22 protein-coding genes are annotated in these 26,099 nt (G+C 72.1%); 10 read left to right on the forward strand and 12 right to left on the reverse strand.

What is annotated here, in order from left to right:
- Positions 1 to 147: 147 nt before the first annotated feature.
- From AZE13_RS07180 to AZE13_RS07195, 4 genes are all read right to left on the reverse strand, one after another.
- Positions 148 to 3,213: a toll/interleukin-1 receptor domain-containing protein gene (locus AZE13_RS07180; protein WP_079123770.1), complete on the reverse strand. Its 3,066-nt coding sequence runs from the start codon at positions 3,211 to 3,213 to the stop codon at positions 148 to 150.
- A 462-nt stretch (positions 3,214 to 3,675) separates the two neighbouring features.
- Positions 3,676 to 3,867, reverse strand: a complete 192-nt coding sequence (locus AZE13_RS07185) for a DUF1059 domain-containing protein (protein ID WP_066928101.1) — start codon at positions 3,865 to 3,867, stop codon at positions 3,676 to 3,678.
- Between the two features lie 63 nt (positions 3,868 to 3,930).
- A complete protein-coding gene (locus tag AZE13_RS07190) occupies positions 3,931 to 4,383 on the reverse strand; it encodes a GNAT family N-acetyltransferase (RefSeq protein ID WP_066928103.1) in 453 nt (150 codons plus the stop codon).
- Between the two features lie 94 nt (positions 4,384 to 4,477).
- Entirely contained in the window at positions 4,478 to 5,986 is a 1,509-nt protein-coding gene (locus tag AZE13_RS07195) for a PLP-dependent aminotransferase family protein (protein ID WP_079123771.1), read from the reverse strand.
- On the opposite strand from AZE13_RS07195, the gene AZE13_RS07200 reads away from it, so the two are divergent.
- A complete protein-coding gene (locus AZE13_RS07200; RefSeq protein ID WP_066928105.1) occupies positions 5,985 to 7,022 on the forward strand; it encodes a DMT family transporter in 1,038 nt (345 codons plus the stop codon). The genes AZE13_RS07195 and AZE13_RS07200 overlap by 2 nt on opposite strands.
- A 302-nt stretch (positions 7,023 to 7,324) precedes the next feature.
- Entirely contained in the window at positions 7,325 to 7,534 is a 210-nt protein-coding gene (locus tag AZE13_RS07205; protein WP_066928107.1) for a DUF1918 domain-containing protein, read from the forward strand.
- A 66-nt stretch (positions 7,535 to 7,600) separates the two neighbouring features.
- On the opposite strand, the gene AZE13_RS07210 is transcribed toward AZE13_RS07205, so the two are convergent.
- Complete coding sequence (locus tag AZE13_RS07210) at positions 7,601 to 8,938, reverse strand: glycoside hydrolase family 10 protein (RefSeq protein ID WP_066928109.1); 1,338 nt, start codon at positions 8,936 to 8,938, stop codon at positions 7,601 to 7,603.
- Positions 8,939 to 9,110: 172 nt separating this feature from the next.
- On the opposite strand from AZE13_RS07210, the gene AZE13_RS07215 reads away from it, so the two are divergent.
- Entirely contained in the window at positions 9,111 to 9,968 is an 858-nt protein-coding gene (locus tag AZE13_RS07215; protein WP_066928541.1) for a 3-hydroxybutyryl-CoA dehydrogenase, read from the forward strand.
- Between the two features lie 187 nt (positions 9,969 to 10,155).
- On the opposite strand, the gene AZE13_RS07220 is transcribed toward AZE13_RS07215, so the two are convergent.
- On the reverse strand, positions 10,156 to 10,902 hold the full coding sequence (locus AZE13_RS07220) for a dienelactone hydrolase family protein (protein WP_066928543.1): 747 nt from the start codon (positions 10,900 to 10,902) through the stop codon (positions 10,156 to 10,158).
- A 114-nt stretch (positions 10,903 to 11,016) separates the two neighbouring features.
- Between AZE13_RS07220 and AZE13_RS07225 the strand changes: the two genes are divergently transcribed.
- Positions 11,017 to 11,544: a MarR family winged helix-turn-helix transcriptional regulator gene (locus AZE13_RS07225; protein ID WP_258527623.1), complete on the forward strand. Its 528-nt coding sequence runs from the start codon at positions 11,017 to 11,019 to the stop codon at positions 11,542 to 11,544.
- 31 nt (positions 11,545 to 11,575) lie between these two features.
- On the opposite strand, the gene AZE13_RS07230 is transcribed toward AZE13_RS07225, so the two are convergent.
- Complete coding sequence (locus AZE13_RS07230; RefSeq protein ID WP_066928113.1) at positions 11,576 to 12,904, reverse strand: LCP family protein; 1,329 nt, start codon at positions 12,902 to 12,904, stop codon at positions 11,576 to 11,578.
- Entirely contained in the window at positions 12,901 to 15,006 is a 2,106-nt protein-coding gene (locus AZE13_RS07235; protein WP_066928114.1) for a bifunctional polysaccharide deacetylase/glycosyltransferase family 2 protein, read from the reverse strand. Before AZE13_RS07235 ends, AZE13_RS07230 begins: the two co-directional genes overlap by 4 nt.
- A gap of 582 nt (positions 15,007 to 15,588) precedes the next feature.
- Between AZE13_RS07235 and AZE13_RS07240 the strand changes: the two genes are divergently transcribed.
- From AZE13_RS07240 to AZE13_RS07260, 5 genes are all read left to right on the forward strand, one after another.
- Complete coding sequence (locus AZE13_RS07240) at positions 15,589 to 16,014, forward strand: hypothetical protein (protein ID WP_107288264.1); 426 nt, start codon at positions 15,589 to 15,591, stop codon at positions 16,012 to 16,014.
- Positions 16,015 to 16,222: 208 nt separating this feature from the next.
- Positions 16,223 to 17,374, forward strand: a complete 1,152-nt coding sequence (locus AZE13_RS07245; protein ID WP_258527624.1) for a sensor histidine kinase — start codon at positions 16,223 to 16,225, stop codon at positions 17,372 to 17,374.
- Positions 17,371 to 17,979, forward strand: coding sequence for a response regulator (locus AZE13_RS07250; protein ID WP_066928116.1), 609 nt, complete (start codon positions 17,371 to 17,373; stop codon positions 17,977 to 17,979). The genes AZE13_RS07245 and AZE13_RS07250 overlap by 4 nt, the downstream gene beginning before the upstream one ends.
- A 223-nt stretch (positions 17,980 to 18,202) precedes the next feature.
- Positions 18,203 to 18,457 (forward strand): hypothetical protein, encoded by a 255-nt coding sequence (locus AZE13_RS07255; protein WP_066928117.1) that lies wholly within the window; start codon positions 18,203 to 18,205, stop codon positions 18,455 to 18,457.
- A 76-nt stretch (positions 18,458 to 18,533) separates the two neighbouring features.
- Entirely contained in the window at positions 18,534 to 19,310 is a 777-nt protein-coding gene (locus tag AZE13_RS07260; protein ID WP_079123772.1) for an SAM-dependent methyltransferase, read from the forward strand.
- Between the two features lie 59 nt (positions 19,311 to 19,369).
- Here the strand turns inward: AZE13_RS07260 and AZE13_RS07265 are convergent, their stop codons facing one another.
- Positions 19,370 to 19,960, reverse strand: a complete 591-nt coding sequence (locus AZE13_RS07265; RefSeq protein WP_079123810.1) for a GNAT family N-acetyltransferase — start codon at positions 19,958 to 19,960, stop codon at positions 19,370 to 19,372.
- A 118-nt stretch (positions 19,961 to 20,078) separates the two neighbouring features.
- On the opposite strand from AZE13_RS07265, the gene AZE13_RS07270 reads away from it, so the two are divergent.
- Positions 20,079 to 20,627, forward strand: coding sequence for a methyltransferase family protein (locus tag AZE13_RS07270; RefSeq protein WP_066928119.1), 549 nt, complete (start codon positions 20,079 to 20,081; stop codon positions 20,625 to 20,627).
- A 117-nt stretch (positions 20,628 to 20,744) separates the two neighbouring features.
- Here the strand turns inward: AZE13_RS07270 and AZE13_RS07275 are convergent, their stop codons facing one another.
- The 3 genes from AZE13_RS07275 to pheS all read right to left on the reverse strand — a co-directional run bounded on the left by AZE13_RS07275 (position 20,745) and on the right by pheS (position 26,000).
- The gene (locus AZE13_RS07275) at positions 20,745 to 21,986 is read right to left on the reverse strand and encodes a PP2C family protein-serine/threonine phosphatase (protein WP_066928121.1); all 1,242 of its coding nucleotides are present in this window, start codon (positions 21,984 to 21,986) and stop codon (positions 20,745 to 20,747) included.
- 349 nt (positions 21,987 to 22,335) lie between these two features.
- On the reverse strand, positions 22,336 to 24,876 hold the full coding sequence (gene pheT, locus AZE13_RS07280) for a phenylalanine--tRNA ligase subunit beta (protein ID WP_066928123.1): 2,541 nt from the start codon (positions 24,874 to 24,876) through the stop codon (positions 22,336 to 22,338).
- Complete coding sequence (gene pheS / locus AZE13_RS07285) at positions 24,876 to 26,000, reverse strand: phenylalanine--tRNA ligase subunit alpha (RefSeq protein WP_066928125.1); 1,125 nt, start codon at positions 25,998 to 26,000, stop codon at positions 24,876 to 24,878. Before pheS ends, pheT begins: the two co-directional genes overlap by 1 nt.
- Positions 26,001 to 26,099: the final 99 nt, after the last annotated feature.

The raw sequence follows: 26,099 nt of genomic DNA on the forward strand, positions 1-26,099 counted from the left end.
GCATCGCTCCAACCGAGCGCGCCCTGCCGCAGGTCCGTGACACGGCGAACTACGCCGGGCTGCGCTTGCGGCGCCACATCACCGATTACTGCCGGGCCCACGCCTGCTCATACACAGCCGCCTTACCGTGGCGCGCCGCGCGAGTGGTCAGTCCTGTCGGCCGCACACCGACGGATAGCGCTGCTGGGGCGCGACCGCGCGCCACTCGTCCCGGCCGAGCGGGCGGGTGGTGAGCGCGCACAGCTCCTCGTGCCAGGTGCGGGGCGACACCGCCACGGAGACGATCCTTCCCTGCGCGGCGAAGACGGCGCGGGAGCCGTCCGGGGTCAGCTCCGGCGCCGCCGAGCCAGTGGTCTTCGCCAGTACCGGGCCGACGGGCTCCTGACGGTCCAGGTCCCACAGGCGTACGTCGCCGCCCACACTCCCCTCCCACAGTGTGTCCCTGTCGGCGGAGACCAGGACGGCGTGTCTGCCGTCGGGCGTGATCCGCAGGCTGCGAACGTACCGGCCGCTCCCGACCGCCAGCGGGGGCGTCTCTTCCCGGTGGTCCGACATCCGCCACCGCCGGATGCCCTCTTGCCCGGCAGTGAGCAGCCGTTTGCTGTCGGGGGTGAAGGCCAGCGCCCCTTCGGCGGGTTTGGGGAGCGCGGTGTGCGCGCCAGAGGCCGTGTCCCAGAGGTGTACCACCTGTTGCCGGTCCACCGCCGCCAGCCTCCGCCCGTCCGGGCTCAGCACCATCCGGTCGAGGAAGCCGACCTCGCGCGAGGTGAAGGTCCGGGCCACGCGCTGCCGCCTCACATCCCACTCCAGAATGCGGCTCTTCCGGGTCTCACCGATGAACAGGCCGCGGCCGTCAGCGGTGAAGGCGATACCTGCGACCTGGGCAAGGGTGGCCTGGTGCGGGCTGCGCAGAAGGGCCGTGCGCCGGCCGCCGGGCACGTCGAAGATCTCCGTGACGAGCCTGCCGCGCGCCCCTTGGGCGGTTTCCTCGCCCTTGTTGAACACCGTGTGCGTCACCGCAAGGCGGCGACCATTGTGGGAGAAAGTGAGCGCGTCGCCCCTGCCGCTGAGGCGTACTCGGCCATGCTGCGAGCCGTCGGTGGTGTTCAGCAGTCTCACCTCGGAGCCCTGCGCGACAGCCAGGGTGCGGCGGTCGGGGCTCAGCGCAGTGCGATTGAAGAGCTGATGCGGCGCGAGCCCCGGCACGGGGGTCTCCGCGGCGAGCCGCCCACCCGAGCGGGTGTCCCACGCCAGGAGGGTGCCATCCTCGGTCAGGGTGACGGCCTTGCTGCCGTCCGGGCTGTGGAAGATCTTGGTGCCGTTGTCGATGCCCCGTAGCGGGGTGACAGGATCGGAGGACGGCACCACCCCGTACTTGGACGCCGCCAGCCACATGCCATGGACCGGGTCGGTGACCAATGCCGCGAGGCGTGAGTCGTCGATGGCAGTCCCGATATACAGCCCCCGGTCCCGCAACTGCTCGGTGTCCACATCACCCAGCTTGCGGCGCTCGTCCACGTCCCAGACCTCGGCCCGTACACGCTCAACCCAACCAGGTTCCCGTTCCCGCTCCTCTCCCTCCATGCCTACGAGGGCGTGGCGTCCGTCCTCCGATACGGCGGCCACGTACTTGCCCTCACCCGGATCCCACCCCGCCTGCGCAAGCCGCTCCTCCCTCCCGTCCTGGCAGGTGAACCAGCCGCTGGACAGGCTCAGTTCGGGTGAGTCGCATGGCCAGCTCCCCTTTTTGGGCAGGGCGCCCGGAACGGTCGTACGCGGCCGCCACCGGTCCGTGTCCCAGACCTGGGTGCGCTCGGGGTCGGACAGGGTGAACGCGAAGGTGGATCCGTCCCGGCTGAAGGCAGCGCCGCCGACATCGTCGACCCCAGTGGCCAGCACCCTCGCCACGTGGTTGAACCGTAAGAGCCGCTCCGCCATCCGGCTCCGCGCCGCGTTCGTCCCCGCCGTCTCGTACGCCGCCGCGCTCAGCAGCAGCGACCTCTGCATGCCGGGGTACGGGGCCGCACCCGAAGCCGCTGCCAGGGCGCGCGACAGCGCCAGGCGGCGGTCCTCGGCGGTGTCCGTCTGGACTGAGACCACCAGTGAGCCGAGCGCGAGGAGCGCGCCCAGCACCGCGCCTGCGCCCACGCGCCCACGCCGCGCCCGGCGCCGCATCGCCGCGCCGCTCGCAGCGATGAAATCTTCCTGGAGTGGCGTGAGTTCGCCTTTGAAGTCAGGGTCGACGGGGGTGTTCCGCCGCCAGGACTCGGCGATGCGCACCTCGTGCGGACGCAGGAGCAGGCCATCGCTGCCGCCGTTGACCTTCCAGGCGTGCGCCTGGAGGCCCAGGCGGGTGTGGAAGGCCACCCAGTCGTGCTCCCGGGAGACGAAGGCGGCAATGGCGTCGATTCCGGCCTCGAATGCCTCTGGGGTCGACATGCCCAGGTACTGGTACGCGGTGAGCTCGTCCCACTCCGCCGCGCGCAGCGCCGCCGTGGTCCCCTGGGCGAGTTCCGGCGACACGATCACGGGCAGCACGCGTTTACCCAGGTCAATGGCCTGCTTACACTCGTCCCAGCAGTATGGGGAGCGGAGCGTGTCGGGGCTGATCAGGACCACCAGCGCGTCCGAGGAGCGGATGGCCTCGCTCAGCTCCTCGAGCCATTGAGCGGAGGGCTTGATGCCGTGCCAGTCGACCCAGACATCCCCGACCCGCCCCTCCAAGCGGGCGACCAAGCGACGCGCGAGAGCGGTGTCCTTGCGGGAGTAGCTGAGGAACACCTTCTCGGTACGGGTCACCGGCTCCGGCGCGTCGGCGGTGCGCAGCCGCTCGTCGAACGGGTCACGGGAGGCGGCCAACCGCGCCGACCACTCGCGCAGCGCCGCGCTCGCCCCACCGGCCAGCAGTCCCGCGCCTGCCACCAGCGGCGGCCAGTACCACTGTCCGTACGAGGGCCCGAAGAGCGCCCCGTACGCCTGCCCGTCCAGCCACTCCAGCACCCACCGCACATGCTCTGGGTGGGTGTTGGGTGCGAACTCCCCGTAGGCGACGGGCAGTGCCTGCCACCGCACCACCCAGGCGCCACCGCCCAGCAACAGCGCGGTCGCCAGCGCCCAGACCAGCACCTGGCGCTCGGGGTACGGGGAGGGGGAGCGGAGGCGGCCAAGGAGGGCACCATTGAAGGCCACGCCCGCGAGAACGAGACCGATCAAGGCCGCGTAAGGGCCAAAGAACGGCAGGCACAGTAGCCAGGAAAGGACGCATGCCGCCAGCCACGCCACGCGCTGGTGCGCCATCGCCCGCCGCAACCGGATCACGTCGCCACCCCCAAGTCCCCGGTGCCACTGTGGCCTTGGCCATCGTAGGGGCGCGAGTACATCCGCCGGGCGGGTTCATGGAAGGGGGCGCGGGCACCTTCAGGCTGTGCCCCTCCCACCCCCTCCCACCAACGGGTGTCAGACCGCTTCCTTTGGGCAGGCTGCCGTAGATACGTCCTCGACGGTTGTGGGGGCCACTCCGAAATTCACGCACAGTGAGCATCCACAGCCATGATCCGCCGACTAACTCTCTCAAGATCCGCCAACTAGAATTCTCTACACGCCCCTGACCTGCACAGCTCGGACCATGATCCGCCAACTGAAACCCTCGGTCACACCGGCCGGCCGTGCCATGACTCAGGCGTGCTGCGGCATCTCGTTCTTCAGCGACGCCCTGATCTGTTCCCGCAGCTCCGGGCCGTCCGTGTGCCCGTGGACGGATACCGCGTGCTCGCTGGCGGCGCGGATCACTTCCTCCTCCTCGCCGGAGATGACGAGGCTGCACTTCGTCTCGCTCGGGTAATCCCGGCAGTCGATCTTCTTGCGCATGGCGCACCTCCTCCCTCCCGGCAGGTGCGCCCCCACCCTCCCAGTATCGGCCTTGGGAGCCGTTCAGAACTCGATCGGGCCGGGGTCGACCAGTCCGAGGGTCATCCACTCCTCGGGCGCCGCCATCCTGCGGAAGCCGATCTTCTCGTACACGCCGTGCGCGTCCTTCGTGGCGAGCGTCAGCCGACTCAGTCCGCAGGGCGCCATCTGCGCGGCGATCGCCTCCACCAGGGCCGTGCCCAGACCCCTGCCGCGGTCGTCGCGGCAGACGTAGACGTCGCAGAGCCAGGCGAAGGTGGCGTGGTCGGTGACGACCCTCGCGTAGGCCACCTGGCGGCCCGAACCGGACTCGTACAGGCCGAAGTTGAGCGAGCCGGCGACGGCCCGGTCATGGAGGTCCCGGGGCCGGCCCAGGGCCCAGTAGGCATCGGTGGACAGCCAGTGGTGGACGAGGTCGGCGTCCAGACGCGCCGGGTCGGTGGATATCTCGTAGTCGTCGAGGGCGTGTTCGGTCATGCCGGGAGGTTCGCAGACGAACCGGAGCGGCGTCGAACCCGCCGCGCGGCGCCGCCGGCAGGGGGCGGCGGGAGTCCGGCGACGGCGACAGGGCCTAGCCCACCGTGACCCCCACCTCCTCGCACGCCGTGCGCAGCCGGCGGATGCCCTCCGTGAGCTCGGCGACGCCGGCCACCGCCGCGAAGCCCAGCCGCAGATGCGCGGCCGGCGGCTCGGCGGCGAAATAGGGACGGCCGGCCGCCACCGCGACGCCGGCCCGCAGCGCCGCGCCGGTCAGCGCCGCCTCGTCGGTGCCGTCCGGCAGCCGCAGCCAGAGGTGGAAGCCGCCCGGCGGGACGTACGGTCCGCCGCCACTTCCCAGGCTGCCGCCGTACACCGCCCCGGGCCCCGGCCCCGGCTCCACGAGCCCGGGCAGCTGGGTGCGCAGGGCAGTGGTCAGGGCGTTCCGGCGCGTGCTCAGCTCACCGGCGATCAGCCGCAGATGGCGGTGCCAGGCGGGCGAGCCGACGAGCTCCAGGGCGGCCTCCTGGAGCGGTCCCGGCACGAAGAAGTTGTCGACGACCTGGATGGCGCGCAGCCGGTCCAGGACCGGTCCGCGGGCCGCCAGGGCGCCCACCCGCAGATTGGGCGAGGTGGCCTTGGTGAGGGAGCGGATGTGGACGACCGTGCCGTGCCGGTCGTCCGCCATCAGGGTCGGCGGGAGGGCGGGAGCGTCGTCATGGCCGAGCAGCCGCGCGAAGTCGTCCTCGATCACGAACGCGCCGGCCGCCCGGGCCACCCGGAGCACCTCGCGGCGCCGCTCCCGTGCGAGCACCGCGCCGGTCGGGTTCTGGAACAGCGGCTGGCTGACGAAGAGCCGCGCCCCGCTCGCGCGGAAGGCGTCGGCGAGCAGATCCGTACGGACCCCGTCCACGTCCATCGGTACCGGCACCGGCCGCACTCCGGAGGCACGGGCGACGGCGAGCATGCCCGGGTAGGTCGGGGACTCGACGAGCACCGGGGCGCCGGGGGCGGCGAGCGCGCGCAGCGCGGCGGTCAGCGCGTTCTGACCGCCCGCGGTGACCAGGACGTCGCTCGGGGCGAGCGCGCCGCCGGGGCCGCCGATCTCCCGCGCGAACCAGGCCCGCAGCTCCGGTACGCCCTCGACCGGCGGCCGCCCCCAGGCGCCCGGCCGACGGCCGGCGCGGGCCAGGGCGGCGGACAGGGCGCGGGTGGGCTGCAGATCCGGGTGGAGGTAGCCGCCGTGGAGTTCGATGACGCCGGGGGCCGGGGTGGCGAGGGTGGCCAGCACTCCGGTGGCGTCGACACTGCGCGGCACCTGGTCGGCGGCCGGTTCGGCGCTCAGCGCGATCTCCTGCCAGGAGGTGTCGACCGGCCGGGGCGCCTCGTGCGACGGCTCGGCCCGGAAGACGCCGGCGCCGGGCCGGGTGACGACGAGGCCCTCGGCGGCCAGCTCGGCGAGCGCCCGGGAGACCGTCACCGGGCTGACCCGATGACGCTCCACCAGGGCGCGACTCGACGGCAGCTTCTCTCCCGCGGAGTAGCGGTTCAACTCCCCGCGGAGGAATGCGGCCAGCTCGGCGACACTGCTACGCTCTTGCATGAGAGACCACGATAGCGCTACTGCACCAGGATCGATAGCGGTCCGCACCCCGGAGTCACAGCCGGCCCTCGGCAGCACCCCCGCAGCCGAGGACAGCCCCGGCTCCCCCTCCTCCTCCCCCTCCGGGGCGCCGAGTGCGACCGCCGCTCCTTCCGGGCGCGGTCCCCGCACCACCCCCGTCGCCGCCCGCGGCACCCTGCTCGCCGCCCTGGGCGTCGCGGCCTTCTCGCTCACCTTTCCCGCAACCGCCTGGGCGCTGGAGGGTATGAGCCCCTGGACGGTGGTGATGCTCCGCAGCGTGCTCGCCACGGCCCTGGCCGGCGGAGCACTCGTGTGGTGCCGGGTGCCCGTCCCGGAGCGGCGCCACTGGGCGGGGATCGCGGTGGTGGCCGGCGGTGTGGTCCTCGGTTTTCCGCTGCTCACCACGGTCGCCCTGCAGACCTCCACCACCTCGCACGCGGCCGTCGTGGTCGGTCTGCTGCCGCTGACCACCGCCGCCTGCTCCGCCGTACGGACCGGGGCGCGGCCCTCCCGTACGTTCTGGATCGCGGCGGTGGTCGGCGCCGCCGTCGTCATCGGCTTCGCGATACAGCAGAGCGGCGGGGCGCCGAGCCGTGGCGATCTCTACCTGTTCGCGGCGCTGCTGGTGTGCGCGGCCGGCTACACGGAGGGCGGCCGGCTGGCCCGCCATATGCCGGGGTGGCAGGTGATGGGCTGGGCGCTGGTGCTCGCGCTCCCGGTGACGGCGGCGGGCACGGCAGTCGCCCTGTCCGCCGAGCCGCTCCACCTGACGGCGCACGCGGTCGGCGGGCTGCTGTGGCTGGCGGTCGGCTCGACGTTCCTCGGCATGGTCGTGTGGTACCGCGGTATGGCCACGATCGGCGTCTCCAAGGCGAGCCAGCTGCAGCTCGCCCAGCCGCTGCTGACCCTGGTGTGGTCCGTGGTGCTCCTGGGCGAGCACCTTCCGCCGGCCGCCCCGGTGGCGGCCGTGGCGGTCCTGGCCTGCATCGCCGTCACCCAGCGGACACGGGGGTGAACCTCCTGGGGGAGCCCGGGCGGAGAGTCGTCCCGGCGGGGAGCGGGCCCCTGGGGGGAGCGGGAGCCGCGAATCGGTGAATCGGTGAATCGGTGAATCGGCTTCCGAGGTGCGTGAGCGGCCCTCGGACGTAAACTTGCCGCGAGGGCAGGTACCGCCGTACCGCCGTCCGGTACCACCGCCCGAGCCGCCACAGGCTCGTCAACCGTTGCAACTGTTGGAACCGTTGGCCGTTCAACCGCTCGGCCGTCGCGCCGTCGGCCGTACGGGTCGCACGGCCGCCCGAAGCGGGGAGGACCCTGATGCACGCGTCCAAGGGCGACCGGCTGGTGGTGCACGGCAGGACCGTCGGGCAGCACGACCATGAGGTCGAAATCATCGAGGTAATGGGGACGAACGGCGATCCCCCCTACCGCGTCCGCGGCCAGGACGGGCATGAGACGATCATGTTGCCGGGCCCCGACTCGGTCGTCAAGCACGCGAAGACCTCCGACGTCGAGCCCGGCCGGTAAAGTCCGCGAACCTCCGCGGCGGCCATGCGCAACCACTCCGGTGGTCACGCACAACCACCCCGGTGGTCACGCACGACGGCCGTAATGATCACGCACGACCCGCGCCATCGCGCCCGCCGGGTCGCCGGCCACCTCCTTCGCCGAGAAGTACACATGGCCGCCGACCTGCGGATAGTGGCGGGCGAAGGTGAGGTGACGGGAGAGTTCGCCCGGGTCGTGCCAGGCGGCCGGCCCGGATGAGCCCTGCTTGTAGAGGGCCTCGCCGATGTAGAGGTCGACGCCGGTGCCCTCGGCGGTCCGTGACCACCAGGGCACCAGCTCGGCGTAGTCCGCCGCCTTGGTGCCGAGGGGCCAGTACACCTGCGGCACGATGTAGTCGAGCCAGCCCTCACGCACCCAGCGGCGGGTGTCGGCGTACAGATCGTCGTAGGTCTGCACCCCGGCCCGCGTACGGGATCCCCGCGGATCGGCGCTCTGGTTGCGCCAGACCGCGAACGGGCTGACGCCGAACCGCACCCGCCGCCCCGCCGCCCGCTCACTCCGGCCGTCCCCAGGACCGCCCCGGCCGTCCCCTTGCGCGCCCCGGCCGCTCCGCGCCACCCGGCCGAGCCGCCGCGCCATCTCGTACACCAGGCGGTCGGTGTTCTCCCGCCGCCAGGCGTCCCGGTCCTCGAAGCCGCCGCCGTGCGCGGCGTACGCGTCGTCGTCGTCGAAGTGCTTGCCGGCGATCGGGTACGGATAGAAGTAGTCGTCGAAGTGCACCCCGTCGACGGGGTAGCGCTTGACCGCGTCCAGCATCGCGTCCTGGACGAAACGGCGGACCTCCGGCAGCCCTGGGTTGTAGTAGAGCTTGCCGCCGTACGGGACGACCCACTCGGGGTGCCGGCGCGCCGGATGGTGCGGGGCCAGCCGCTCCGGGTCGGTGTGGTGGGCGACCCGGTACGGGTTGAACCAGGCGTGCAGTTCGAGGCCGCGCCGGTGCGCCTCACGGACCGCGAATCCCAGCGGGTCCCAGCCCGGGTCGCGGCCCTGGCGCCCGGTCAGGACGTGCGTCCAGGGCTCGTACGGGGAGGGCCACAGGGCGTCCGCGGTGGGGCGCACCTGGAAGAAGACCGTGTTCAGCCGGCATCGGACGAAAGTGTCGAAGTGGGCGCGGAGTTCGCGCTGTTGCTCGGCGGGTGTGAGGGTGGTGCGGGAGGGCCAGTCCAAGTTGCCGACGGTCGCCAGCCACACCCCCCGCATCTCGCGCCGCGCCACACCGCCCGAGGGCGCCACACCACCCATGGGTGCCACACCGCCCGCGGGTGCCACGCCACCCATGGGTGCCACACCTCCGGCGGTGAGCAGCGAGGAGCCCGCGCCGAGCGCGGCCACCGCAAAGCCTCTCCGTGTGATCCGTCTCATCAGAAATCCCCAGCTTGTCCGGTTTATCCCGTCCTGAAGGATCAGAATGCCTGCCCCTGTGCCCGTAACCCAGCACCGCGCGGAGTAACGTCGGCACCGAGGCGGACGTCGGACCCTTACGGCGTACCGCCGGGCCCCGAAGATCAGCGAAAGGCACGAGGTGACCAACTCAATTGCCGACATTGCACGTGTCGGAGTGGTCGGTTGCGGCCAGATGGGCGCAGGCATCGCCGAGGTGTGCGCCCGCGCCGGGCTGGACGTGATGGTCGCCGAGACCACCGGCGAGGCTCTGGAGCTGGGTCGCACCCGCTTGACCAACTCCCTCGGCAAGGCCGCCGAACGCGGCAAGATCACCGTCGCGGAGCGCGATGCGACACTCGACCGGCTCAGCTTCACCACCGACCTCGGGGAGTTCGCCGACCGCGACCTCGTCATCGAGGCCGTCGTGGAGAACGAGCAGGTCAAGACCGAGATCTTCCAGGTGCTGGACCAGGTGGTGACCCGCCCGGACGCCATCCTGGCCTCCAACACCTCCTCCATCCCGCTGGTGAAGCTCGCGGTCGCCACGTCCCGGCCCGACCAGGTCATCGGCATCCACTTCTTCAACCCGGCCCCGGTGCAGAAGCTGGTGGAGCTGATCCCCGCGCTCACCACCGGCGAGGAGACCATCAAGCGCGCCGAGGTGCTCGTCCAGGACGTCCTGGGCAAGCACGCCATCCGCGCCCAGGACCGCTCGGGCTTCGTCGTCAACGCCCTGCTGATCCCGTACCTGCTCTCCGCGATCCGGATGTTCGAGTCGGGAATCGCCAGCCGCGAGGACATCGACAACGGCATGGAACTGGGCTGCGCCCACCCCATGGGCCCGCTCAAACTGTCCGACCTGATCGGCTTGGACACCGTGGCCTCGGTAGCCGCCTCCATGTACGAGGAGTACAAGGAGCCCCTCTACGCCGCTCCCCCGCTCCTGGCCCGCATGGTCGACGCGGGCCGCCTGGGCCGGAAGTCGGGCTCGGGGTTCTACTCGTACTAGAGAGTGCCACCGCTCGCACCGGAGAGCGCGGCCATGTACACCAACTGGCGCTGTTCCAGGAAGAGTTCACCTGGAACAGCGCCAGCGGCCGTGCTGCGCTCGGGCGGCTCGCGCAGCCCCGCCGGGCTCTCGCCGACGCGTATTTCGCCTGGCCGCGTACGGACGCTGGACCGGCATCGGCGGAGCCTCAGCCGTTGACCAGGGTGCGGTTGAGGAGGGGGAGCAGGCGGTCCCAGTGGCGTTGCCGTGCGGCGGGGTTGAAGGCGTCGGTGTCGGCCATGGTGAAGCCATGGAGGGTGCCGGGGTAGATCTCGGAGGTGTAGCGCACGCCCGCGGCGTCCAGGGCCCGGTTGAGCTCACGGAGAGTCTCGGGCGTCATGTCGGTTTCGGCGTGGCCGAGGTGAACCTGGGCGGTGAGGCTGGAGAAGAGGCGGTGCAGGCTGTCGGGGCCGTCGGCGGCCACGGGGCCGTGGAATCCGGCGACGGCGGCCACCTGGCCGGGGTGGGCCGCGGCGGTGCGCACCGCCAGGAGGCCGCCTATGCAGTAGCCGGTCACCCCAACCGGCCCGCCGCCGACCTCGGGCTGGGCGGTGAGGAACCTGAGGTAGGCGTCGGCGTCACGCAGGATGAGTTCGTCGGTGTGCGCCTCGATCATCGGCATCAGCTGGGCGACGACCGCGGGCCTGACCTCTTCGCCGATGTACTCGGGAAGGTCGATCAGCGGTGCCGGGCCGTGCCGGTAGAAGAAATTGGGGACGAGCACGTAGTACCCGTGCCCGGCCAGTTCGCGGGCCATCTCCCGTAGCACGGGCCGGGTGCCGAAGGCGTCCGCGTACATCAGCACCCCTGGGTGCCGCTCACCGTCGTCGGGGAAGGCGGCGAAGGCGTCGGCCTGGCCGTCCGGGGTGGGAATCTGCAGTGTCTTGGTGGGAATGGCGGATTTTCCTTCCTTGGAGTTCCACTCAATCAGCGTTTGCCGCACCAACGATCTCGGCGCGGGTGAACGTATATCGTTAGTCGGACTAACGCAATGGGGAGGACAGGCGCCGTGAGCAGAGCTGAAGCCGCGGACAGGCCCGACGACGGCTCGCCCAGGACGCCCGGCAGGCTGCGTCGACGGACGAGCCGACTGCTGTCTCAACTGTCCGCGCGGTCGGACCGGCTGATCAACGAGGGGCTGGCACAGGTCGACGCGCGCAAGTGGCACTACGCCGTGCTCGCCGCACTGCAGGAGTACGGGCCGGGCAGTCAGGCGGAGCTGAGCAGGCGTTCCGGGATTTACCGCAGCGATATGGTCGGCGTGCTCGATGAGCTGGCCGGGCGAGGCCTCGTCGAGCGGGCGCCGGATCCCGACGACCGGCGCCGCAACACGATCACGATCTCCGCCCGAGGCCGCCGTCGACTGCGCCGCCTCGACGAGGTCCTGGACGACCTCCACGACGAACTGCTCGCGCCGCTGAGTCCGGTCGAACGCGATCAATTGGTGCAGCTGCTCACGCGGCTGCTTGACCATCACGCGCAGCAGGCGCAGCAGGCGCAGCAGGCAGCCCAGACAGCCGGGCCGCCGGGCTCCTGACCAACGGGCGCGGCTCGTCTGCCGTCAGCCGTCAGCCGTTGACTGTGACCGGGTGGTCCGTGCGCAGTTCGGTGAAGAGGCGGCGCGACTTCTCCTTGTCCCAGATGATGACGCTGCCCTTGGAGGTGCCCACACCGACGCCGGAGACCGGGACGTTGAGCTGCTTGCCGCCGCCCGAGGACACCTTGTGCAGGGCGTCGAAGAGACGGGCCAGCTGGCGCGGTCCGGTCGACGCGTCGACGATGAGGGCGTCCAGGCCCGCGCCGACCGTGCCCAGCATGGCGGACGGGCTGAGCAGGACGTCCGGGGATCCGGCCTTGGCCGCCAGGGCCGCCAGGAACTTCTGCTGGTTGCGGGAGCGGCCGAGGTCGCCCTGCTTCTCCTGGTGGCGCTGACGTACGAAGGCCAGCGCCTCGCGGCCGTTGAGGGTGTGGCAGCCCCGGGTGAGGTCGAGGCCGGACTTCTCGTCGACGATGTGCCGGTCCACGCACATGCGGACGCCGCCGACCCCGTCCACGATGCCGACGAAACCGGCGAAGCCGATCTCGGTGTAGTGGTCGATGCGCAGACCGGTGCTCGACTCGACGGTGCGGACCAGGAGTTCGGGACCGCCGAGGGAGAACGCCGCGTTGAGTTTGTTCTTGGCGGCCTTGTGGTGGATGCCGGTCTCGGGGTCGACGTAGGCGGGGAGGGTGACCCAGGAGTCGCGCGGGAGGCTGGTCAGGGTGGTGCCGTGAGCACCGGTGTGCAGCACCATCATCGAGTCGGTGCGGCGGCCCTCGGCGCCCAGGCCGGAGCCGGTGTGCAGGTCCTCGGCCTGCTCCGCGGTGAGGCCCGCGCGGCTGTCGGAGCCCACGATCAGGTAGTTGGTCCCCTTGCCGGGGGCGGGCCGGTCCGGCAGTGCGGACAGATCGACCTCTCCGGCCAGGCGGGAGTCCGCCCAGGCGTAGGCACCGACGCAGCCGAGCACCACCAGCGAGAGCAGGAAACCGACCGCGCGCAGGGTGCGCCTGGTGCGGGTGCGCCGCCGCCTCGGCTTGCGCCGGGCACGGCGGTATCCGCCGCCGGGAGGTGGACCGTCCGGCAGCGGGGCGTACGCCTCCTGGTGCGCGACGGACGCATACGCCTCCTGGTGCGCTACGGGCGCGTACGCCTCCTGGTCCATGACGGACGCGTAGGACTCCTGGTGCGCGAGAGGTGCATAGGCCTCCTGGTGTGTGAGGGGTCGGTATGCCTCCTGGTGTGCGTGGGGCGGATGAGCCTGCGGATGCGCCTCCTGGTGGCCGAGCGGTGTGTAGGCCCGCTCGTGGTCGAAGGGGCCGGGTGCCGGGGTCAGTTCGTCGGAGTACAGGGGGGTCACCTCGTCGCGGTCAGGCTGCGGTGATCGGCAGCCTCGCCGATGTGCTGGGCCGCCGCGGCGGCCGTACCGGAACGCTGCATGCGCTGCCACTTGAGCCGGCTGCCGGTCACGAAGGCGACCACCGACTGGATGACCACGAGGTACATCAGCTGCCGGTAGACGAGCAGTTGGAACGGCAGCGTCCACAGCGTGCGGCGGCGCTCGCCGTCGAGCCGCAGGGCGTACGCCGCCACGGCGATCTGCACCGCCAGGAATCCGAACCACGTCGCCACGGACTTCACCGGGCTGTCGGTGAACAGCGCGCTGTAGAGCATGAAGACATCGATGACCGGTGCGAGCAGCGGCAGCAGCACCTGGAAGAGGAGGAGGTACGACAGGCCGCGCCGCCCGAAGCGCCCGGCGGGTCCGACTTCCCTGACGGCCCTGCGGTGCTTCCACATCGCCTGCAGGGTGCCGTAGCACCAGCGGTAGCGCTGACGCCACAGCTGCCGCAGGGAGGTGGGGACCTCGGTCCAGGCGATGGCGGTCTCCTCGTACACCACCCGCCAGCCGGCCCGCCACAGTGCCATGGTGAGGTCGGTGTCCTCGGCGAGCGTGTCCTCGCTCAGGCCGCCCACCCCCATGAGCGCGTCCAGCCGGAAGGCGCCGATGGCGCCGGGCACGGTCGGCATGCACTCCAGGACCTCGAACATCCGGCGGTCCAGGTTGAAGCCGAAGACGTACTCCAGGTGCTGCCAACGGCCCAGCAGGCGCTTGCGGTTGCCGACCTTGGTGTTGCCGCTCACCGCGCCGATCGCCGGGTGGGCGAGCGGCTGGACGAGGCGCTGGACGGCGTCGGGCTCGAAGACGGTGTCCGCGTCGACCATCACGACGTACGGGGAACGGACGTACGCCAGACCGTGGTTGAGGGCCGCGGCCTTGCCCGCGTTGGCCTGGCACACCACCTGCACCCGCGGGTCCCGCCGTGCGTACTCGTCCGCGATCTCCACGGTGCGGTCCGACGAGCCGTCGTCGATCACGATGATCTGCAGGTGCTGGTGGGTGGAGGCGAGCAGGGAGCGCAGCGTGCTGCCGATCCCGGCCTCTTCGTTGTACGCGGGCACGAGGACGGACACCGGTCCGCGTATCTCACGCAGCCGGGGCGCTCCCGGCCGGTGCCGCTCCAGGCGTCTGACGTGCATCCGGGCGAACAGGACCAGGGTGAACAGGCGGAACAGGCCGAGTGCGGCGGCGACGGTCAGCACCCAGGTGAGGGCGGCGACGAAGCCCTGGCCCAGCCACTGGAACCAGATCAGCGCGGTGCCCGCCCAGCGCTCGGTCCCGGACGCTTCGGTCGTGACGGGCGCGTCGACGCCGGCGCCGTCCGAAATAGTGGTGAACCGGCGGGCGTCCGGGTCGGTGAGCAGTTGCTCGGTCTCCCGGTAGGCGAGGGAGGTGTGGCTGAACTGGCGGACCAGGCCGTCGGCGGGCGTCCGCCCGGACGGGTCCGCGGCGACGATGCGGTAGCCGTCGGCCGACGCACCCTGCACGGCGGGCCATTCGGCGCCGCACAGGGTGGCGACGGTGGTGGTCATCGGCATCCGCAGCAGCGTGGTCCGGAAGCCGTCGGCGCCGGCGAACGCGCTCTGGGTGAGCCCGAGTTCGAGGGCGGTGCGCACGCCGGAGGCGTTGCCCAGGTCGGCGCCGGTGTAGGTGTTGGAGCCGATCTCGTGCCCCTCGGCCCTGATCTTCCGGACCAGTTCGGGGTACTGGACGGCCTTGGCGCCGCTGAGGAAGAAGGTGGCGTGCGCGCGGTGCTTTCTGAGCAGCGTGAGCAGCCGCGGGGTCCAGTACGGGTCGGGGCCGTCGTCGTAGGTGAGGGCGACGGTGCCGGCCGGCATCGAGGCGGAGCGCACCCGCTCCCCGTCCACCGCGAGGACGGGTCCCGCACCGGAGGCGGCCCGGGGCACCGGCTGGGTGCAGGGCTGTTTGGTTGTGGAGCCGTCGACCTCGTTCACGGTCCAGCCCTGGAAGAGCAGAGCGCCGAAGAGGGCGGGCAGAGTGAGCGCGAGCAGCAGCCAGTGCGCCTTCGGGTCCCTCGCCTGCTTGTGCCGAGCCGCCATCAGGGGCGGTCTGCGTTGCGGTCCGGTCGGCTCAGGGCCCCACGCGGTGACCGTATTCGCCACTCGCTATCCACTTCCCATTCACACATGGCAGGAGAGTGTATCCGGGCGTCCCCGCTGGTGGACGGCAGGTTTCCGGCCTCGACGAGAGCCCGAATACGGAAAAGGGGCAGCCGTGCTCATGGCTCAGGAGAACGGGCATAACGGCTTATCAGGGGAACCGCCTGAACAGTCGCAGGGATAAAACAGGGAGAAAGGTCGTCGGCGCGCGAGAGCGGCCGCCGGCCGGAGCGCTCCGGCCGGCCCCCGAGGACACCCGACGGCCCCCGACGACACCCGCGACGAGGTCCTCATGGTCCGCGCGCCCCTCTGGCACCCCGCCCCTCATGCAATTCATGACATTTGTCATGAACGAACAATGGGAGATCTCACTACCGAGCGCACGCGCCGTCGCGCACGATAAGTATCTGTCAAAGGCGTTGTGTTGCATGGATACGCCGGGAATTCCGGGGGGGGGACGACAGCCCACCGGCCCCACGTGAGTTTCGTCCGAGCGTCGGCAGAAAAACGGAAAGGACCGTCATGACAAGCCGGGTCATCGGGGAGGAACGCCTCAACGGCGAGGGCGTCCAGCAGGCGTTCCGCACCACCAAGCGGCTCGTCGGCGCGTACGCCGGCCTCAGCGTTCTCACGCTCATCGCCCTCGTCCTGCTCCGCAACCACCCGGACATCGCGACCGACACCGCCTGGGTCCGCTGCCTCATCGTCGTCGCCACGTCCCTGCTCATGGCCTCATTCGTGGCCCGGGCCGCGCGCGGTCACCGCACGTCCTTCCGCCGGCTGCGGGTGTCCTCGGGAGTCATGGTCGCGGCCACCGCCGTCATCGTCGCGCTGCCCGGCGCCTTCCCGGTGTGGCTGAGAACCGAACAGGCCGTCTGCGGAATCATCTTGCTGGGCGTCGTCACCAAGGCGAACGGCAAGGTGCTGCGAGCGGTGTTCGCCCTCTAGGGCCTGTCGTGGGTGGGCCATGGCTGAAGATCATCTCTCCCCCGGAACGGGCCGCAGGTGCTCCGCGGGTCGCGGATACCGTGGAGAACACCGCGCGGCGACGGGCCGCACACCCGAAACACCCGAACTCAAGGACTGTAGGCGTGAGGACAGTAGGCGTGAGGACGGTAGGCGTGAGGACGGTAGGCGTGAGGACGGTAGGCGTGCTGTGACGTACGAAGTCATGGGCCCACCGGGTGACTGGTCGGCCGTCACACCGGAGCGATGGTCGCGGGGGTGGCGCCGATTGGCCCTGGCCACCGGAATGCTGGTCTTCCCGCTGGTGACGGTGGCCGGCATAGCCGAGTACGCACACGGTACGGATGCCCTCGTCGGCTATGCGATCGTGGCCGGGTTCTGCTGTTGCTGCGCGCTCGCGGGCGCCTCGGCCGCCCGGCCCGCCCGGACCCCGTTCCGGGTGCTGCTCGGCGCCATGTCCGTGCTGTTCCTCGCGGCCCTGCCGTACGCCCGGACCGACGCCTTCTTCCTGTGCGCGGTCATCGTCTCGCTGGCCGCTGTCTTCGTACGGCGTCATGTGGCGCCGGCGGTGGCGGCCTGCGCGCTCGCCAGCCTGGTCGTCCCGTGTCTGGTCCGCTCGTGGCACGACGGGCCCGGCTGGGGCCAGGCGCTGGCGATCGTCTTCACCGCCCTGACCGTCTACGCGTTCTCCGAAATCGCCCGCGCCAACCGCTCGTTGGTCGAGGCACGGGCCGAGGTCGCCCGGCTGGCCTCGGAGGCCGAGCGCGCCAGGATCGCGCGTGACCTGCACGACCTGCTGGGGCATTCGCTCACCGCCATCACGGTCAAGAGCGGCCTCGCGCGCCGGCTCGCCGCGGGCGAGGCCTCCCGCGCGCTCCCCGAGATCACCGAAGTCGAGCAGCTGACCCGCCAGGCGCTCGCCGAGGTGCGTGCCGCGGTGTCGGGCTACCGCGAGGGGACGCTCGCCAACGAGCTCGCCCGGGGACGGGAGCTGCTGCGGGCGTCGGGCATCACCGCCGACCTGCCCACGGCCACCGACATGGTCGACCCCGCGCATCAGGAGCTGCTCGGCTGGGCGGTACGGGAGGGCCTGACCAACGTCGCCCGCCATGCGCGCGCCGGCCGGTGCACCGTCACCCTCTCGGCATCGGAGGTGGACATCCGCGACGACGGCGTGGGCGGCCCGTCCGGTGTGGGCGTCCCGCCCGGTGACGGCAACGGCCTCTCCGGCCTGCGGGAGCGGGTCGCGGCGGCCGGCGGCCGGGTGGAGGCCGGACCGGTCGGCCCACGGGGCTGGCGCCTGCGCGTATCGCTCGAAGAAACGGCGGCCACACTGCCATGACGGTCCGTCTCCTGCTCGCCGACGATCAGGTACTGATCCTCCAGGCGCTGTGCGCACTGCTGGACCTTGAGGAGGACTTCGAGGTCGTCGCGTCCGTGAGCCGGGGCGACGAGGTCGTGGACGCGGCCCGGGAGGCCCGGCCGGACGTGGCGTTGCTCGACATCGAGATGCCCGGCCTCGACGGGCTGGCAGCGGCGGCGGTACTCGCCGCGCAGCTGCCGTCCTGCCGCGTGGTCATCCTCACCACATTCGGCCGCGCGGGCTACCTGCGGCGGGCCATGGAGGCCGGCGCCGTCGGGTTCGTGGTGAAGGACGCCCCCGCCGAAGTGCTCGCGGACGCCATCCGCCGGGTGATGCGGGGAGAGCGGGTCGTTGACCCGGAACTGGCCGTGGCGACGCTGGCGGCGGGGGAATCCCCGCTCACCGCCCGGGAGCGCGATGTACTCATCGCCGCGCGCTCCGGTGCCACGGTGGCGGACATCGCCGCCGGCCTCTGCCTCTCCGAAGGGACGGTCCGTAACTACCTCTCGGCGGCGACCGCCAAGACCCGGACCCGCAATCGGATGGAAGCGCTGCGCGTCGCGGACGAGCACGGCTGGCTGTAGCGGCAGGCTCAGAGCCGGCGGTAGCGGCCGACAGCCGCCGGAAGCCCTGGGCCCGCACCTGGCCGACTTGGCATCCGCGCAGGTCAGCACCCGTCGCCGGGGCTGCCTCAGCGCAGCGGAAGTCACCCCTTTGCAGCACTCTGCCGGGCTCCGCCGATGTCCCTGTGGTGGGCTGAGGTGGTGGGTCCGAGGAGGGTCCTGATCCCAACGAAAGGGGAGAGTCATGTCCGCCGCAGTCGTTGACTTCGTCGAAGAGCTGGTCACGCAGCCGCGCCGGCAGCACGCGTTCCGCCGTTCCGCGGAGGCGTACGTCGCCGACAGCGCCCTGGGCACCGCGGAACGGGAGGCGGTCGTCTCCGGTGATGTGGGCCGTATCCGCGGCCTGCTGTCCGAGCACAGCCCGGTCAGGGAAGAGCCGTCCGCGCTCATCGTCATCCTCGGCTTCGAGCCCGACGGCAAGGGTGCGTCCGCCTCGTAGGCGAGCAGATCCGTAAGCGACCAGGTCCGTAAGCGAGCAGATCCGTAAGGGAGCCGGTGGCCCGGTGGAGGTAACCATGGAGAACGCGCAGTTGGTCGTGGTGGGGACCGGTTACCGGGCCATCGGCGACCTCACGGTGGAGGCACGGGCCTGCATCGAGCAGGCCGACAAGGTGCTGTGTCTGATCGGGGACCCTCTGGTGACCCATCACATCGGACAGCTGAACCCCTCGGTCGAGACGCTCGACGGCCACTACGCCGCGGGCAAGCCGAGGTACGCCTCCTATGAGGAGATGGTCGAGCACATCCTGTCCGAGGTACGCCGCGACCAGTTCGTGTGCGTGGCCCTGTACGGGCATCCGGGGGTGTTTGCCTACGCGGGGCACGAGGCGATCCGCCGGGCGCGCCTGGAGGGGATCGCGGCGCGTATGGTTCCCGCCTGCTCCGCGGAGGACTGGCTCTTCGCCGACCTGGGGCTGGATCCCGGGCAGCAGGGGTGCCAGAGCTTCGAGGCGACCGACTTCCTGACCCGGCACCGCCGCTTCGACCCCACGAGCCTGATGATCCTGTGGCAGATCGGTGTGATCGGCATGCCCGACGCCCACCGGCAGTTCGACCCGGCCCCCGGCGCGTCCTGCCTGACCGAGGTCCTGGTCCCCCACTACGGTCCCGACCACCCGGTCACGGTCTACGAGGCTTCCCCGTATGTGGCCGCGGAGCCGCGCGCGACGACCGTGCCGCTGGCCAAGCTCCCCGACACCTCCCTGTCCGCGGCGTCGACCCTGGTCGTGCCGCCCCTGCCGCAGCGGCCCGTCGACCGGGAGCTGCTGGCCCGCCTCACCGGCCGGCGTTGACCGGCCGAGGTGACCGGAGATCAGGCGCCCGGCCGTCCGCCGGGCGCCCGCCCACGCCCTCAGTCATCCGCCGCCGGTGGCGGGAGATCGCTGCGCAGGACCGCCAGCACCTCCGTGTCCCGCCAGCGGCCCGCACGCCAGGTGGCACCGCGGGCGGTGCCCTCGTAGACCAGTCCCGCCTGCTCGGCGCAGTGACGGGCCACGGCGTTGCCGGCCTCCACATGGACCTCGACGCGGTGTGCCTGGGTGTGCGCGAACAGGTACTCCACCACGCCACGGCCCGCCGCCGTCAGCACGCCGCGGCCGCGTTCCTCCGGCAGGACGAAGACCCCGACGTTCCAGCACCGCGACACCGCGTTGTACGCCACGGGGCGCCAGGTCACCGCGCCCACCGCCACGTCCTCCCGCACCAGGGCCAGAATGCTGCCGTCGGGCGACACCAGCCGGTCCGTCTCCCACCGCTGCCGCATCTCGGCCGCTTTGCCGGACCATCCGGTCCACGCGTACTGCCCCAGGGCCTCAGGATCGTTGAACAACCGCTCCAGGACCGGGAGCTCACCATCCCGGAACGGACGGAAGGGAAGAGCCTCGCCCATGCCTCGCACCTCGCCCATGCCTCGCACCTCGCCCATGTCTCGCACTTCACTCATCTCTCGCCTCGCCTCCTGTCAACCTGCGGCCTTCCGGAAACCCGCGCCGCAGCGGCCGGCGCACGGCCGCCCGTCGCGAGCCACCGTCGCCCGGCGCCTGGCGGCCGCCACGGCGGCGGTGGCGTACGGTCTCGAGGCCAGGTGGGCCCTGCGCCAGCGGCACCGGAACCGCAGCCGTCCGCCACAGCCGCTCGCCGAGGACCGGCGCAGCACCTACGTCGTGCTCGCCGCCCTCACCCTCGGCCACGTCGGCGCGGCGGCTCTGCTGCGCCGCTCCGGGACCGCACGCCTGACCGGCGACCGCGCGGCCAACACGCTCATCGCCCTGCCGGGCGTCTGGGCCGGACTGGCCCTGCGCCACTGGGCGGTGGCCAGCCTGGGCGAGCACTTCCGCAGCACCGTCGACCTCCGTCCCGGCCAGCCGGTGGTCCGGACCGGCCCCTACCGCTATCTGCGGCACCCCTCCTACGCCGGCGGCCTGATCGTGATCGCCTGCGCCGGGTTCTGCCTGGACCACCTGCCGGCCCATCTCGTCCTCACCGGCGGTGCCCTGGCCGGATCGCTCTACCGCATCCACGCCGAAGACACCGTCCTCACCTCCGCCCTCGGCGCGGACTACGCCGATTACGCCGCCCGCACCGCACGCCTGATCCCGGGTATCTGGTGAACCGTCACCGGGCGGCCGCCTGATCCGCACCACTCCGGCCTGCGCAAGGTACCTCCACGGAGCGCCGGTGGCGTTGCCTGTCCGGGCGTGTCGTGCCCGGCCCGTGGCGGGCCCCTGTCACACGGGGTGGGACGGCGGGACCCGTAGCGGGTCGTGGCAGAGCAGTACCAGGGCCACATCGTCCGTGAGCCGGCCGCCGGCGTGCCGTAGCAGGGCCTCCCGCACGTCCCGCACCAGCGCGGACGGCGAGAGGCCGGCGCCGGACGCGGCGGCCGCCGCACTGCCGCGCAGCTGCCGCGTCAGCGGGAAGAACCCGCCCGCCGCGTCCCGTGCCTCGGCCGCCCCGTCGGTGTGCAGCAACAGCCCGGCACCGGGCGCCAGCCGCCCGCACCGCACCGCGGGCAGCTCCTCGGGCAGCGGGAAGAGCCCCAGCGGCGGCATCGGTTCGCCGGTGGCCACCGGTACGACCACCGGGGCCGCGCCGCGGTCGGCGGCGATCCGGTACGGCCAGGGGTGCCCGCAGTTCAGCGCGGTGACGGCGCCGTCCGGCTCGATCTGCACCAGCAGCAGCGTCACGAACTCCTCCGCGTGCGGACCGGGCGGCTCCACACCGCTGCCGGACGGCTCCGCAGCGCTGCCCGCCGGCTCCGCACCACCGCCGTCCGGCTGCTCAGCGCCCGCCCGCGCGTCCAGGTGCCGCCGGTGCGTACGCTCCAACCGGCGCAGTACACCGGCCAGTTCGGGCTCGTCGTGCGCCGCCTCACGGAAGCCGCCGAGCATCGCCGCGACCGTGCCGATGGCCTCCAGGCCGTGCCCGCGGACGTCCCCGATCACCGCCCGGACGCCGTGCCGGGTCCCCACGACCTCGTACAGGTCGCCGCCGACCTCCGCGCCCTCGCTCGCGGAGAGGTGGTCGGCCGCCAGCGCCACCCCGCCGATCCGCGGCGGCAGCGGCCGCAGCAGCACCCGCTGCGCGGCCAGGGCGACCTCCCTCGTCCGCGCCAGCTCCCGCAGCAGCCGCAGCCGCCGGCCGGCCGTCAGGTAGCTGGCGCCGATCACCGCGAGAATCGCCGCGCAGGTCATCGCGCGGGTATCCGGCCCCGGCCCGTTCGACTCGAACGGTACGAGCGCGAGCAGCGCGCACACCCCGCCGAGCAGCACGCACCGGCGCCGGCCGGTGCCCGCACAGGCGATGGCCGGCGCGGCGGCGAGGAGTGGCAGCGGGCGGACACCGGCCGGGTGGTACAGCTCCCAGACCACCACACCGAGTACCCAGAGGCCCGGCAGGACCAGGACGAAGGCCTGCCGGGCACGCGCCGTCCCGGTGCGCGCTCCGCCCCGCGCCCAGGTTCGGATCATGCCGGTGGTCCCCCCTGGGCCCTGTGTCGGAAGTCCCGTCGTCCGCCCGGAGGGCGTTGCGGTGGTCGAGTGCGGTGCGGTGCCGCGGGTCGGACGGGCCGTGGCGTCATCGGCCCCGTCGATTCTCGCGACGCTCGGCGGGCATACCCCGACGGCGGAGGAATAACCACCCGTTCGGGTGATCGTGCGGCGATCCGGCCGTCTCGCGGGGCCCTCCTCCCGGCCCTTCCTCCCGGCCCTTTCCTCCAGGCTCTTCCTCCCGGCCCTCCCCCACGGAACGGCAAAAAGGGCGAGGGCGTGGACGGCTCGTGCCGTCCGCGCCCTCGCCCCGGTGGTGGCTGTCGGGCCGTCAGCCCCGCAGGGCCGCGCCCGTCCGCTCCACGGCCGTCGCCACCGCCGCGTCGCGCGCGGCCGAGGCCTCGTCCGCGGTCAGCGTGCGGTCCGCGGCACGGAAGCGCAGCGCGTACGCCAGCGACTTCTTGCCCGCGCCCAGCTGCTCGCCGGTGAAGACGTCGAACAGCCGCAGCGATTCGAGGAGTTCACCCGCGCCGTCGCGGAGCGCGGCCTCGACGTCCGCCGCCGGGACCGTCTCGTCGACGATCAGCGCGACGTCCTGCGTGGCGACCGGGAAGCCGGAGATCTTGGGCGCCGTCAGCGGGCCGCTGCCGGCCTGCTCCAGGCGGTCCAGGTCGATCTCCATCGCGCAGGTCCGCTCGGGCAGGGCGAGTGCCTTGATGGCCCGCGGGTGGAGCTCACCGGCGTTGCCGACCAGGACCTCCTCCCCGTCGACGAGGGCGAGCAGCGCCGCGCACCGGCCCGGGTGGAAGGGGGCGTGCTGGTCCTGACGGACGATCAGCTCGACGCCCGCCTCCCGGGCGACCGTACGGCCCGCCTCGATCGCGTCCGCCCAGTCCGCGGGGCGTCCCGCACCCCACCAGCCGGTCTGCTCACGGCCCCCGGCGAGCACCACGGCGGCCCGCCGCGGCTGCTGCGGCAGCGAGGCGTCCAGCGAGGCGATCTCGTCGTCGGTCGGCCGGCGGTCGACGACCAGGCGGCTGGCCGGCTGCTCGTCACCGGTGGCGCGGAAGACCGGGCCGGTCTCGAAGAGCGCGAGGTCGTGCGTGCCGCGCCCGTAGTTGCGGCGGAGCGCGCCGAGCAGCCCGGGCAGCAGCGTGGTGCGGAGGTCGGGCTCCTCGTCGTTGAGCGGGTTGACGAGGGTGACCGCCGTGCGGCGCGGGTCGTCCGGCTCGATGCCGAGCTGGTCGAGGACGTGCGAGCCGGTGAAGGGGTAGTTCAGCGTCTCGACGTAGCCGGCGCCGGCCAGCGCCCGGCCGACCCGGCGGTGCAGCCGCTGGCGCTCGGTCAGGCCGCGGCCGGCGGGCGGCAGCGGGAGGGTGGCGGGGAGGTTCTCGTAGCCCTCCAGCCGGATGACCTCTTCGGCCAGGTCGTTGGGGTCGCCGAGGTCCGGCCGCCAGGACGGCACGGTCACGACCAGCTCGTCCTGGCCGTAGACGTCGCAGCCGACCTCCTGGAGGCGGCGGACGACGGTCTCCCGGCCGTAGACGACACCGGCGACCTTGTCCGGATGGTCGGCGGGGATGGTGATCGTACGCGGGCCGCGGGGCGAGACGACCTCGGTGACGCCCTCCTCGGCGGTGCCGCCGGCGAGGAGCACCAGCAGGTCGACGGTCCGCTGCGCCGCGGCGGACGCGGCCTCCGGGTCGACGCCGCGCTCGAAGCGCTTGGCGGCTTCCGAGGAGAGCTTGTGCCGGCGGGCCGTACGGGCGATGGAGATCGCGTCGAAGTGCGCGGCCTCGACGACGATGTCGGTGGTGCCGCGCACCTGGCCGGTCGACCCCACCTCATGAGACGCAGCGGTGACCGCGCCGCCGATCTCGGTGTTGGCGCCGCCCATCACGCCCGCCAGGCCGATCGGCCCGCGGTTGTCGGTGATGACCAGGTCCTCGGCGTCCAGCGTCCGCTGGGTGCCGTCCAGGGTGGTCAGCCGCTCGCCGGCGGTGGCGCGGCGGACGCCGATCGGGCCGTCCACGCTGGCGCGGTCATAGGCGTGCAGCGGCTGGCCGATCTCCAGCATCACGTAGTTGGTGATGTCGACGGGGAGCGAGATCGGGCGCATCCCGGCCTTCTGGAGGCGGCGCTGCATCCACAGCGGGGTGCGTGCCTCGGGCTGCACGCCGGTAACCGTACGGGCGGTGAAGCGGTCGCAGCCGATCGGGTCGGCGACCTGGACCGGGTAGCCGCCCGCGTTCGGCGGCGGGACGTCCAGCAGCGCCGGGTCGCGCAGCGGCAGCCCGTACGCGATGGCGGCCTCGCGGGCCACTCCGCGCATCGACAGGCAGTAGCCGCGGTCCGGGGTGACGGCGATGTCCAGCACCTCGTCGACGAGCTGGAGCAGCTCGATGGCGTCGGTGCCGGGCTCGTACTCGGGCGGCAGCACGATGATGCCGCCGCTGCCGTCGTCGCCCATGCCCAGCTCGTCGCCGGAGCAGATCATGCCGTGCGACTTCCTGCCGTACGTCTTGCGCGCGGAGATCTTGAAGTCGCCGGGCAGCACGGCGCCGGGGAGGACGACCACGACCTTGTCGCCGACCGAGAAGTTACGGGCACCGCAGACGATCTCCTGCGGCTCGCCGGTGCCGTTGGCGGCGCCGACGTCGACGGTGCAGAAGCGGATCGGCTTCTTGAAGCCCTCCAGCTCCTCGATGGTCAGCACCTGGCCGACGACGAGCGGCCCCGTGAGGCCCGCGCCGAGGCGCTCGACGGTCTCGACCTCCAGGCCGACCGCGACCAGCTTCTCCTGTACGTCCCGGCCGGTCTCCGTCGCCGGCAGGTCGACGTACTCCCGCAGCCAAGAAAGCGGGACCCGCATCAGATCTCCATCCCGAACGGCCGGGTGAACCGGACGTCGCCCTCGAACATGTCGCGCATGTCTTCCACGTTGTGCCGGAACATCAGCATCCGGTCGATTCCGAACCCGAAGGCGAACCCGCTGTACTTCTCCGGGTCGACACCGCAGGCGATCAGCACCTTGGGGTTGACCATGCCGCAGCCGCCCAGCTCGATCCAGCCCTCGCTGGAGCAGGTACGGCAGGGACGGTCGGGGTCGCCCACGGACTCGCCACGGCAGACGTAGCAGACCATGTCCATCTCGGCGGACGGCTCGGTGAACGGGAAGTAGTTCGGCCGCAGCCGGGTCTTCATGTCCGGACCGAACAGGGCCCGGACCATGTGGTCGAGGGTGCCCTTGAGGTCGGCCATGGTCAGGCCCTCGTCGACGGCGAGCAGCTCGATCTGGTGGAAGACCGGGGAGTGCGTGGCGTCCAGCTCGTCGGTGCGGTAGACCCGCCCCGGGCAGACGACGTAGACCGGCGGCTCGCGGTCGACGAGCGTACGGGCCTGCACCGGCGAGGTGTGGGTACGCAGCACGACGCCGCTCTCATCGCCCTTCGTGCCGTTGCCCTGCACGAAGAAGGTGTCCTGCATCTGGCGTGCCGGGTGGTCCGGAACGAAGTTGAGGGCGTCGAAGTTGAACCACTCCGCCTCGACCTCGGGGCCCTCGGCGACCTCGTAGCCCATCGCCACGAAGACGTCGGCGACCCGCTCCATGAACGTGGTCAGCGGGTGCCGGGCGCCGGCCGGGGTGCGGTCGTAGGGCAGCGTGACGTCCACCGCCTCCTCGACCAGCACCCGGGCGTCGCGCTCCGCCTCCAGCTCCTCCTGGCGGGCCTTGAGCGCCTGGTTCACCCGGCCACGGGCCTGGCCGACGCGCTTGCCGGCCTCCGCCTTGGCCTGCGGGGGCAGGGCGCCGATCTCGCGGTTGGCGAGGGCGAGCGGCGAGGCGCCACCGGTGTGCGCGGTCTTCGCCTGGGCGAGCGCGTCGAGATCGGCCGCGGCGGCGAAGGCGGCGAGCGCCTCGTCCCGCATGCGCTCGATCTCTTCCGGTTTCAGGGCTTCGACCTCGACAGGGTCGTACGACTTATTGGGTGCGGACATCTCTTCCCGTGCTTCCGGTGGACTGGCTTGGCTTGGCTCGCTTCGCCTCGGCGAGTGCCCCGATGATGCCTGTGCGCCAAAGGTGCCAAAGGTCAAGTC

It is taken from the genome of Streptomyces sp. NBRC 110611 (genome assembly GCF_001590865.1).
Classification (GTDB): domain Bacteria; phylum Actinomycetota; class Actinomycetes; order Streptomycetales; family Streptomycetaceae; genus Streptomyces.

Excerpts from the sequence above, each read along its gene's own strand:
- AZE13_RS07200 (WP_066928105.1), top strand. The coding sequence starts at position 5,985 with ATGAGAGACCACGATAGCGCTACTGCACCAGGATCGATAGCGGTCCGC.
- AZE13_RS07190 (WP_066928103.1), bottom strand. The coding sequence starts at position 4,383 with ATGACCGAACACGCCCTCGACGACTACGAGATATCCACCGACCCGGCG.
- AZE13_RS07250 (WP_066928116.1), top strand. The coding sequence starts at position 17,371 with ATGACGGTCCGTCTCCTGCTCGCCGACGATCAGGTACTGATCCTCCAG.
- AZE13_RS07185 (WP_066928101.1), bottom strand. The coding sequence starts at position 3,867 with ATGCGCAAGAAGATCGACTGCCGGGATTACCCGAGCGAGACGAAGTGC.
- AZE13_RS07240 (WP_107288264.1), top strand. The coding sequence starts at position 15,589 with ATGACAAGCCGGGTCATCGGGGAGGAACGCCTCAACGGCGAGGGCGTC.
- AZE13_RS07275 (WP_066928121.1), bottom strand. The coding sequence starts at position 21,986 with ATGATCCGAACCTGGGCGCGGGGCGGAGCGCGCACCGGGACGGCGCGT.
- AZE13_RS07255 (WP_066928117.1), top strand. The coding sequence starts at position 18,203 with ATGTCCGCCGCAGTCGTTGACTTCGTCGAAGAGCTGGTCACGCAGCCG.
- AZE13_RS07205 (WP_066928107.1), top strand. The coding sequence starts at position 7,325 with ATGCACGCGTCCAAGGGCGACCGGCTGGTGGTGCACGGCAGGACCGTC.
- AZE13_RS07210 (WP_066928109.1), bottom strand. The coding sequence starts at position 8,938 with ATGAGACGGATCACACGGAGAGGCTTTGCGGTGGCCGCGCTCGGCGCG.
- AZE13_RS07265 (WP_079123810.1), bottom strand. The coding sequence starts at position 19,960 with ATGAGTGAAGTGCGAGACATGGGCGAGGTGCGAGGCATGGGCGAGGTG.
- pheT (WP_066928123.1), bottom strand. The coding sequence starts at position 24,876 with ATGCGGGTCCCGCTTTCTTGGCTGCGGGAGTACGTCGACCTGCCGGCG.
- AZE13_RS07260 (WP_079123772.1), top strand. The coding sequence starts at position 18,534 with ATGGAGAACGCGCAGTTGGTCGTGGTGGGGACCGGTTACCGGGCCATC.
- pheS (WP_066928125.1), bottom strand. The coding sequence starts at position 26,000 with ATGTCCGCACCCAATAAGTCGTACGACCCTGTCGAGGTCGAAGCCCTG.
- AZE13_RS07195 (WP_079123771.1), bottom strand. The coding sequence starts at position 5,986 with ATGCAAGAGCGTAGCAGTGTCGCCGAGCTGGCCGCATTCCTCCGCGGG.
- AZE13_RS07235 (WP_066928114.1), bottom strand. The coding sequence starts at position 15,006 with ATGGCGGCTCGGCACAAGCAGGCGAGGGACCCGAAGGCGCACTGGCTG.